The following is a 5,782-nucleotide window of genomic DNA, read 5'->3' as shown; positions in this document are numbered from 1 at the left end:
GCAGGCCTGACACTGCGGGAGCTGCGCGCCCAGTGCACGATCTCGTTTGCCAAGGTCGCCGAGTACCAGCGGCGCGGGGTGGTGCACTTCCACGCTGTCATCCGCCTCGACGGCCCCGACGGACCCACCTCTCTACCTCCGGCCTGGGCCACGGCCGAGATGCTGACTGATGCCGTACGACACGCCGCCCACGCGGTCACCGCGACCACCCCCGCCACCGCCGACGAACCCGCCCGCATCCTGCGGTGGGGGCGGCAGCTCGACGTCCGCGAGATCACCATGGACGGTGAACTGTCGGACCAGGCAGTGGCCGGCTACATCGCCAAGTACGCCACCAAGGCCGCCGAATGCGTCGGCACCCTCGACCGGCGCATCAACCCCCTCGACGACCTGACCGCCTTCGACCTGCGCGACCACCCGCGCCGCCTCATCGCCGAATGCATACGCCTGGGCGAACTCGACGAATACGCCGACCTGCGGCTGACCCAGTGGGCCCACATGCTGGGCTTTCGCGGCCACTTCTCCACCCGGTCCCGCCACTACTCCACCACCATGGGCACCATCCGCGACGAACGCCGCGACCACGTCCGCACCGACGAGATCACCTTCGACGAGGACACCACCCTCGTGATCACCCACTGGGAGTACGCGGGCAAGGGCCTGTCCGCCGGTGACGCGCTCCTTCTCGCCGCGTTGACCGGTGCGCCCCTGGATGACCCCGGAGGGCGCCCATGAAGACGCTCGAACGTCTCTGGACGGTGGACGAGGTCGCCGCCTATCTCGGAGTACCGGCCGGGACCCTCTACCAGTGGCGGTGCAGGAGGATCGGGCCGCCCGCCCATCGGGTCGGCAAGCACCTGCGCTACCTCCCCGAGGACGTGCGTGCCTGGGTGCGGGAGCAGGCATGACCGTCTACGACCGGTGGCACAAGTCCCACCCCGATCCCGGAGAGGCGAAGTGCTCTGAGCACAAGCGCGTGCCGACCGCCAAGCACGGCCAGGGGACGCGCTGGCAGGTCCGGTACCGGAACGAGAAGGGGCAGCAGCTCAAGCGCAACTTCGAGCGAAAGGCCGACGCCGACCGCTTCGACGTGACACGCCGGGCCGACGAACCGCGTGGCGAGTGGATCGACCCCAAGCTCGGGCAGACCAGGTTCCAGGTGTACGCGCAGACCTGGATGGCGTCGCGGCTGCACAAGCCCGGGACCGCGACGACCTACGAGGGGCACCTGAAGAACCACATCAACCCGGTCTTCGGTCTGGTGCCCCTGGTCTCCATACGGCCCACCTCCGTGCAGAGGTGGGTCAAGGAGCTGCACGGGAAGGGGCTTTCCCCGCGTACGGTCGAGACCATCTACGTGATCTTCTCCAGCGTCATGCGCGGGGCCGTACGGGACGGCATGATCCGTCGCTCCCCCTGCGTCGACATCCGCCTTCCTGAGCCGGACAAGACCACGATCCGGCTCCTCTCCCCCACCGAGGTGATCGCGCTCTACCGGGCCATGCGGCCTGAGTACGCGCCGCTGGTACTCCTGGGCGCCACGGCCGGTCTCCGCCAGGGGGAGGCGCTCGGGCTGGCCGTCGACCGGATCGACTTCGCCGAGGGCATGCTGACGGTGGACCAGCAGGTCGTGGTGATCGACCGGCGGCCGACGCTGGCCCCGCCCAAGACGCGGGCGTCCATCCGTGACGTTCCGATCCCGGCCGTCCTCGCCGACGCGCTGGCCGGGCACATCGACCGGCACAAGCCAGAGGACGCGCTGTTCCGGACGGCGCGCGGCAACCTGATCCGGCGCGACTACTTCAACGCCGACATCCTCAAGCCCGCGATCCTCGCGGCCGGGGTGCCGGTGGACATGACGTTCCACGACCTGCGGCACACCTTCGCCAGTACGGCGCTCGCCGAGGGGGTGCCGATCTCCGAGGTGTCCCGGTGGCTGGGGCACGAGTCCATCACCACGACCGTGGACCTGTACGGCCATCTGGTCCCGGAGGCGTCCGAACGGGCGCGGACGGCGCTGGGCAACGCCTTCGCCGCCGCACTCGGCTCCAGGTGAATGTGCCCCCGATGTGCCCCCTAGGGGCTTCCGGCTCCATAACCAAGAGCTCCGCCGCAGGTCAGAGGCAGAGAAGGCGGACGAGTCGGCCTGTAGGCCGGGTTTTGTCCTTCACGTTGGTGAAGGGGCGACCATCCATCTAGGACCGGCGTTGCCGCCGGCCTCAAGCGGTCTACCCGCGCGGCTCGGGCGGGCAGCCCTCAGACGTCGCGCGCGGGACGCTCCGGAGAGCGTCCCTTCTTGACCTTGCTCCGGGTGGGGTTTACCTAGCCGCCCACGTCACCGTGGGCGCTGGTGGTCTCTTACACCACCGTTTCACCCTTACCCCGCGAAGGGGGCGGTTTGTTTTCTGTGGCACTGTCCCGCGGGTCACCCCGGGTCGGCGTTACCGACCACCCTGCCCTGTGGAGCCCGGACCTTCCTCGGCGGGTCCTCACAGACCCGACGCGGCCGCCCGGCCGGCTCGTCCGCCGTACTTCAAAGCCTATCGGTGTCCCGGAGCCCGTCGTTCCCAAGTGGTCTCCAACCGGGCGACAAGTGGGAGGGGGTGAGATGTGAGCAGGCAACCGGGGCGACCGGAGGCCGCCGACGGGGCCGCCCGGCCGTACCGCCCGGGGAGGGGTGTGGGTCAGCGCAGGTGTGAGGTGTCGTTGAACGCCTTCACCACGGCGGGCCCGTCGGCGTAGTACTCGATCAGGGACAGTGCGGCCAGGTCGAGGTGCATGCGGTACAGCGCGGCGAGGGGAGCGAGCAGCGCGGACCGCACCAGCATCTTGATCGGCGTGACGTGGGAGACGGCCAGGACCGTCCTTCCCTCGTAGCGTTCGACCAGCCGGTCCCCGATCACCTGGACCCGCCGCGCCGCATCCCCAAAACTCTCCCCACCCGGCGGCGCGGCGGACGGGTCCGCCAGCCATGTGGCCAGTTCGTCCGGCCAGTGCCGCTGGATCTCGGTGAACGTGTGGCCCTCCCAGGCGCCGAAGTCGGTCTCCCTGAGGTCGGGTTCGACGACGACGTCCAGGCCGAGCCTGGCGGCCACGGCCTCGGCGGTGACGAGGGCTCGCCTGAGTGGGGAGCTGACGACCACCTGCACGTTGTACGGCTCCCGCGTCAGCCTGGCCGCGGCGGCCTCCGCCTGGGCGAGGCCGTTCGGGGTGAGCTCGGGGTCGCCGAGTCCGGAGAACCTGCGTTCGACGGACATGGGGGTCTCACCGTGCCTGAGCAGCAGCAGCGTGGTCGCCGTGGTGGTCGGCGGACGCCAGCCGGTGCCCGCGGTCGCGGGAGCGGTCGGTACGGCCACCGTTTCCAAGGCCGTCTCCGAAGCCACAGCGGGAGCCACGGCCGGGGCCGGATCGGCGGTGTCGAAAAGGGAGCCCTGCGACGAGGAGGACGCGGCGGCCGAGATGGACGAGCGCCAGGGGACCCCCTTGGCCGCGGCGTCCATGGCCTCGTTGGCGAGGCGGTCGGCGTCCTTGTTCCTCTCCCTGGGAATCCACCGCCAGGTGACCCTGAGGCGGCGGGCCAGGGAGGCGGCCTCCGTCGCAAGGGGACGCAGCCCCTCGTTCTTGATCTTCCAGCGGCCCGCCATCTGCTCGATGACCAGCTTGGAGTCCATCCGTACCTCGACGGAGGCGCCGTCGCCCGCGAGGTCGAGCAGCGCCTTCAGCCCCGCGATCAGCCCGCGGTACTCGGCGACGTTGTTGGTCTGGGTGCCGATGGGGTCGGCGACCTCGACCAGGATCTGGCCGTCGGCGGCGTCCTTGACGACGGCGCCGTAGCCCGCCGGTCCCGGATTGCCTCGCGACCCGCCGTCCGCCTCGACGACGAAAGAGGTCACAGGCCCGACTCCGGGGTACGGACGAGGATCCTGCGGCACTCCTCACAGCGGACGACCTCGTCGTGGGAGGTGGCCTTGATCCGGTTGATCTCGGCGATGGACAGGCTGGTGCGGCAGCCGAGGCAGCGGGCGCCCTGCAGCATCGCGGCGCCGATCCCGAACTGCTCGCGGAGCTTGTCGTAGAGGGCGAGCAGGTCGGCCGGGATGTCGGAGGCGACCGCGGTGCGCTTGCCCTTGACCTCCCCGGCCTCCTTGTCGATCTCGGCGAAGGCCGCGTCCCTGCGGTCCTGGGCGCCGTCGCGCGCGGTGGCGAGCTCGTCGCGCTCGGCGGAGAGCTTCGTGACCTGGGCGTCGGCAGCCTCGCGGCGCTCCATGATCTCCAGGACGACCTCCTCGAGGTCGCTCTGGCGGCGGTGCAGGGAGGCGATCTCGGACTGGAGGCTGGCCAGGTCCTTCGGGGAGGAGATCTGGCCCGAGTCGAGGCGCTTCTGGTCGCGTTCCGCGCGTACCCGGACCGCGTCGACGTCGGTCTCGGCCTTCGACTGCTCACGGGCCAGGTCGCCCGCCTCGGTCTCGGCGGCGATCACCTGGGTGGCGAGCCTGGCCACCCGGGTGGACAGCTCGTCGATCTCGGCCAGTTCCGGCAGGGTACGGCGGCGATGGGCCAGCCGGTCGACGACGGAGTCGAGTTCGGCCAGGTCGAGCAGGCGCTTCTGGGCTGCCGGGGCTGCTTTCACTTCAATTCCTCGCACTCTGCTGTTGTCTTCCAGGCGTCCGTGACCGTCTCGGAGACGCGCGTCTCAACAGTAATCCCCCGCGCGGCCAAGGCTGACGTCAGACGGTGCGCCGCGTCGGTCAGCCAGGGCCACTCGGTGGCCCAGTGGGCGGCGTCGATCAGGGCGGGTCCTCCGGGTTCCTCGACGAACTCGCTGGCCGGGTGGTGGCGCAGGTCCGCGGTGAGGAACACGTCGACTCCGGCGGCGCGGGCCGTACCGAGCAGGGAGTCGCCCGATCCTCCGCTGACCGCGACGCGGCTGATCTCCCGGTCGAGGTCTCCCGCGACCCGCAGCCCGCCCGCCGTACCGGGGAGACCTTCTGCGGCCCTCCTGGCGAACTCCCGCAGGGGGAGGGGGACGGGCAGTGTGCCGACGCGGCCGAGGCCGCGCCTGGGGTCGCCCGCCGAGGGCAGCAGGGGGGTGAGCGGCCCGGTCAGCCCGACGGCGCGGGCCAGGGCGTCGGAGACGCCGGGATCGGCCACGTCGGCGTTGGTGTGGGCGGTGAAGAGGGCTACGTCGTTCTTGATCAGCGTGTGGACCAGACGGCCCTTGTAGGTCGTGGCGGCGACGCCGGTGACCCCTCTCAGGTAGAGGGGGTGGTGAGTGACGATCAGGTCCGCGCCCCACTCGACGGCCTCCGCGGCGACGGCCGCCGTCGGGTCGACCGCGAACAGAATTCTGCGCACCTCCGCGGCCGGGTCCCCGCAGACGAGTCCGACGGCGTCCCACGACTCCGCCCAGGCTGGGTCATAGATCGATTCGAGCTCTCCGACCGTGTCGGCAAGGGTAGGCACGTGCGCAGACTACCGGCCCGCCCACCACCGGTGATCCACACCGCCCTCCGCGTACGGCTCCCACGGGACAGCGGGCCGATGCCGCCGATAGCGTCGGGCGGGCAAGATCCCTGTGAGGCCCCGTGAGGAAGGACCCCGCCCTTGTCCACCGATCTCCACCGTGACTCCGTGGTCGCCGACACCCACAACGACCTGTTGATGGCGGTCACCGCGCGGCCGCCCCACCGATGGGCCTCCTTCTTCCGCGACCGATGGCTGCCCCAACTCCACGAAGGCGGCGTGAACATCCAGGTCCTGCCCGTCTTCATCGACGACCGCC

Annotated in this window: 6 protein-coding genes and 1 other RNA gene; 3 read left to right on the top strand and 4 right to left on the bottom strand. The window is 70.7% G+C overall.

Translation table 11 applies throughout. The features are described 5' to 3' along the window. From ACFYY8_RS42020 to ACFYY8_RS42010, 3 genes are all read left to right on the top strand, one after another. The coding region (locus ACFYY8_RS42020; RefSeq protein WP_390050686.1) for a replication initiator at nt 1–735 on the top strand (735 nt) is incomplete at its 5' end. After that, complete coding sequence (locus ACFYY8_RS42015) at nt 732–908, top strand: helix-turn-helix domain-containing protein (protein ID WP_362775360.1); 177 nt, start codon at nt 732–734, stop codon at nt 906–908. The genes ACFYY8_RS42020 and ACFYY8_RS42015, both read left to right, overlap by 4 nt. Beyond that, on the top strand, nt 905–2,056 hold the full coding sequence (locus ACFYY8_RS42010; protein WP_390050685.1) for a tyrosine-type recombinase/integrase: 1,152 nt from the start codon (nt 905–907) through the stop codon (nt 2,054–2,056). Before ACFYY8_RS42015 ends, ACFYY8_RS42010 begins: the two co-directional genes overlap by 4 nt. Nucleotides 2,057–2,133: 77 nt before the next feature. Here the strand turns inward: ACFYY8_RS42010 and rnpB are convergent. From rnpB to ACFYY8_RS41990, 4 genes are all read right to left on the bottom strand, one after another. Further along, an RNA gene (gene rnpB, locus ACFYY8_RS42005) (RNase P RNA component class A) lies at nt 2,134–2,522 on the bottom strand. Between the two features lie 162 nt (nt 2,523–2,684). Next, a complete protein-coding gene (locus ACFYY8_RS42000) occupies nt 2,685–3,893 on the bottom strand; it encodes a bifunctional RNase H/acid phosphatase (protein WP_390050684.1) in 1,209 nt (402 codons plus the stop codon). Then, entirely contained in the window at nt 3,890–4,630 is a 741-nt protein-coding gene (locus tag ACFYY8_RS41995; protein WP_390050683.1) for a zinc ribbon domain-containing protein, read from the bottom strand. Before ACFYY8_RS41995 ends, ACFYY8_RS42000 begins: the two co-directional genes overlap by 4 nt. Further along, nucleotides 4,627–5,463, bottom strand: coding sequence for a Nif3-like dinuclear metal center hexameric protein (locus tag ACFYY8_RS41990; protein ID WP_390050682.1), 837 nt, complete (start codon nt 5,461–5,463; stop codon nt 4,627–4,629). The genes ACFYY8_RS41995 and ACFYY8_RS41990 overlap by 4 nt, the downstream gene beginning before the upstream one ends. Nucleotides 5,464–5,782: the final 319 nt, after the last annotated feature.

It is taken from the genome of Streptosporangium sp. NPDC001559, assembly GCF_042893955.1.
In the GTDB taxonomy this organism is placed as follows: domain Bacteria; phylum Actinomycetota; class Actinomycetes; order Streptosporangiales; family Streptosporangiaceae; genus Streptosporangium.
The sequence above is the reverse complement of the archived record's forward strand: the minus strand, read 5'-3'. Positions and strand labels throughout refer to the sequence as shown.

Bases quoted from the DNA above. Each gene is read 5' to 3' on its own strand.
- ACFYY8_RS42010 (WP_390050685.1), top strand. From the start codon at position 905: ATGACCGTCTACGACCGGTGGCACAAGTCCCACCCCGATCCCGGAGAG.
- ACFYY8_RS42015 (WP_362775360.1), top strand. From the start codon at position 732: ATGAAGACGCTCGAACGTCTCTGGACGGTGGACGAGGTCGCCGCCTAT.